The sequence below is a fragment of the Candidatus Cloacimonadota bacterium genome, assembly GCA_011372345.1.
In the GTDB taxonomy this organism is placed as follows: domain Bacteria; phylum Cloacimonadota; class Cloacimonadia; order Cloacimonadales; family TCS61; genus DRTC01.
Genome location: DRTC01000035.1, coordinates 1 through 3,539, shown reverse-complemented (window position 1 = coordinate 3,539; position 3,539 = coordinate 1). Strand labels below are relative to the sequence as shown.

General features: G+C 41.1%; 1 protein-coding gene. It reads right to left on the bottom strand.

The annotated features are described in order from the left end of the window. Positions 1-303: 303 nt before the first annotated feature. On the bottom strand, positions 304-3,492 hold the full coding sequence (locus tag ENL20_00625) for a hypothetical protein (GenBank protein HHE37065.1): 3,189 nt from the start codon (positions 3,490-3,492) through the stop codon (positions 304-306). Positions 3,493-3,539: the final 47 nt, after the last annotated feature.

Genomic DNA, 3,539 nt, shown 5'->3' with positions numbered 1-3,539 from the left:
GGAAAAACTTGTGTCAAATTATTTTTTTGGAGGGAAAGGGGAGAACTTAATCTAATAACTATCGGATTGAATAACTACCCTAAATCAATTCCTGTTCAACTCCTGCTGAGTTGTTTTTTATCTTCTCATCCTATCCTATCCGGAGGTTCACACCTCCGGCTAAAAATTGAACTCCTTCGGAGTTTCTTTTCTGTTCCTCTTCAAATCCTGAAGATATTGAATATTAATAGCCGTAGATGAAATCTAATTACTCGTTCCCACGCTCCTGCGTGGGAACATTGTTTTTATTCTCTTATTTTATCTCTATTTTGTTTTATGCCTGGTGATCTTAATTTCCTCATTACTCAAATTCTGCCAGCATCTCAAATCCGTATCTTCTGCAATTATGTAATAGAAATGCTGATCAAATGTTATGAGTGCATCTTCATGAAGAAATTCCTGACTTGTAACATTATCCTGCAGCAATGTGAATCCTGAATAAGGATCATTGGAATGATGAACATTATATGAGTCGGCTCCCGGTACTTCTTCCCATTCCAAAAGGATATCATCACTTTGAGTAGTGATCGTAATCCATAAAGGAGGTCGAGGTCCGGCATCGGGATGAAGATAAAAATTGAATACATCAGACCAGGTGATATAACCAAAACTATCTGCGGCTTTTACTTTCCAGTAATAATTCGTTCCGGGTGTGCAGAATGGAGGATAAATTCCGGTCTCTGAAGTTTCCATGGAATCCGCATCTATGAAACCAGTATTGTCATCTAAATAGACAGTATAAACAACCGTATCACCCGGATCAGGATCATTTGCTTCTTCCCATGTCATTACCGGTGAAGTGACCATCACCGTCTCGGTGTTCCCCGGAGTAAGCAGGTCAAAATCAACCGGAGCTTCGATCACATAAGTATCGATATACCAATCCTGCTGATTGCAGTTAGTATAATGATCTTGGGTATCAAAGGCTGTCACTCTCCACCAGTAACGGGTATCATCGTTCAGATCTCCGGCTTCTGTCCTGTGAACAGTGTTTTCCAGGTTTTCGATAGTTAGAGTATTTTCCGGTTCATAACCTGCACTGCTGCTGATCTCAATTATATAACGAACCGTATCACCCGGGGTCGGATCGATGCCAGGTTCCCAATCAAAGGTAACGATCAAATCCCGGAGCGTATCTCCCTGAGCAGGAGACAACAAGTCAAAAAGCGAAGGAGCATCACTCAAGGGCGTTTCACTCCAGGTGCAGTAATCGACATAATTAGTAACATTGTCACCCAAACCATCAGCATTCAGATCATCAGCAGGATCATCGCAGGGAGGAACCTCTATCATTCCATCCGGATCATACGGACCGGAAGCATCTCCCCACCAGTTATAAGTTGCATCGACAGTTATACCTGAACTGACATTCTGCACTCCGTAAGTAGTATTTCCGGATATATCATTGCTGTTACCTGCTGCTCCACCGATCACAGGCTGACTATTACCTAAGCAATACACTCCGATATCATTTGAGATGATCGAACAATCAAAAACATTGGGAGTTGCTCCTGCAGAAGAAGTTTTAATACCATAATTTGACGAATGCCTGATCACGCATTCGCTGATCAAAGGAGAAGTATTTTCACACCAGATATTCCCGTAATTACCATTTCCGGCGTATTCGATAATGCATCTATCCAGATGGCAGTTCGGTGAATCGGCATAATTTCTGAACAGCAGGCCATTCCATGAACCCGGGATTTGGACATCTCCGGTGAATGTAACACCTGTTGCAGTAAGTGAGCCATGTCTGTCTCCATATACACCAGAACCAATTGAAAATGATGTTCCAGCAGCAAATTCCAGGTCACAGCCATTCTGGATTTCCAGGTGGGAAGTACCACCATAATCATAGACTGTCAAATTACCTGTTACATACAGAGAAGTATTTTGGGTTGTCCAGGTTTGAGAAGTATCGATCACATCACTCCGCAGTTCGATCCTGTCATCAGTATTATCAGCGTAATAATTACCGCATCCAAAGCAATGCATTTCATTTGCCAGAACAGAGGATGCCATCGAATTTCCGGTAAATGTACTATTCCCGATATAAAAGATCGTACCATTTTCTGCATAAAATCCATATTCACCATTCTTAAATGTGCAATTCTCATATCTGTTGGAATCTCCAACCACATAAACTCTTGATCTGATCCCAAACCAGGCATCAACGGTATCAGAAGATCCCTGAAAAGTAACATTATCTGCCATTATTCCGCCAATTCGATCGGCATAAATTGCATTTCCAATCCGTATTTCATTCCCGGGATCAGACTCCAGGATCATCCCGGGATTGATCGTCAGAATACTTGTTATCCCGTTAAAACCATAAATATCAAGATCACCAACTAAATGCAGAGGTGTCGTCTGCATTGTCCAGGTTTGGGAATTGCTGACCACATCGCTGCGAATTTCAATTCTGTCATCTACATTTCCAGTAAAAATATTTCCCGCTTCGAAACAATACATTTCATTTCCCAAAACCGAAGCAGCAATCTCGTTTCCGGTATATGTACAATCATAAATATGAAATGCGGAATTATCATCTGCATAAATTCCATATTCAGCATTCTGGAAAGTGCATGAATCAAACCTGTTGGAATCAGCGTAAGAATATTGTCTCATTCTTATCCCAAACCATGCTCCGGGAGTATCAGTATCTCCCCGGAAAGTAACATTATCTGCCATGATTCCGCCAATTCTATTAGCATATATTTGATTTCCTGCTCTGATCTCAACAGCCGGATCTGCTTCCATGATCATACCTGGCTGGATGGTCAAAATACTGATCACTCCTGCATAACCATGGATATCAAGATGTCCTGTCAAATGCAAGGGAGTGGATTGTGCTGTCCAGGTTTGAGAATTACTGACGACATCGCTTCTGATCTCTATTCGATCATCATCATTACTTGTAAATATGTTTCCGGCTTCGAAACAATACATTTCATTTCCCAGTACTGAAGCAGCAATTGAATTGCCTGAAAAAGTACAGTTATTGACCTGGAAAGAAGAATTGTCTTCCGCATAGATTCCATAAGAACCATTCTGGAAAGTACAATTATCAAACCTGTTGGAATCTCCGTATGAATACTTTCTTATCCTAATCCCGAACCAGGCATTAGCAGAATCTGCCACTCCTCTAAAAGTAACATCATCTGCCAAAATTCCACCGATTCTGTCAGCATAAACAGAATTTCCGATCCGGATCTCAAATCCGGGATCAGTTTCCAGGATCATCTCGGGATTTATCGTTAGAATACCGTGAACACCTGAATAACCATGAATATCAATATCTCCTGTTATATTCAGGGGAGTTGCTTGTGTTGTCCAGGTTTGAGAATAACTGACGATATCACTTCTGACTTTTATCCGGTCATCAACATTGCCAGTATAGATATTACCAGCTTCAAAACAATACATCTCGTTTGCTGCAACTGAAGCAGCCACTGAGTTACCTGTGAAAGTACAGTTATTGATATGAAAAGAAGAATTGT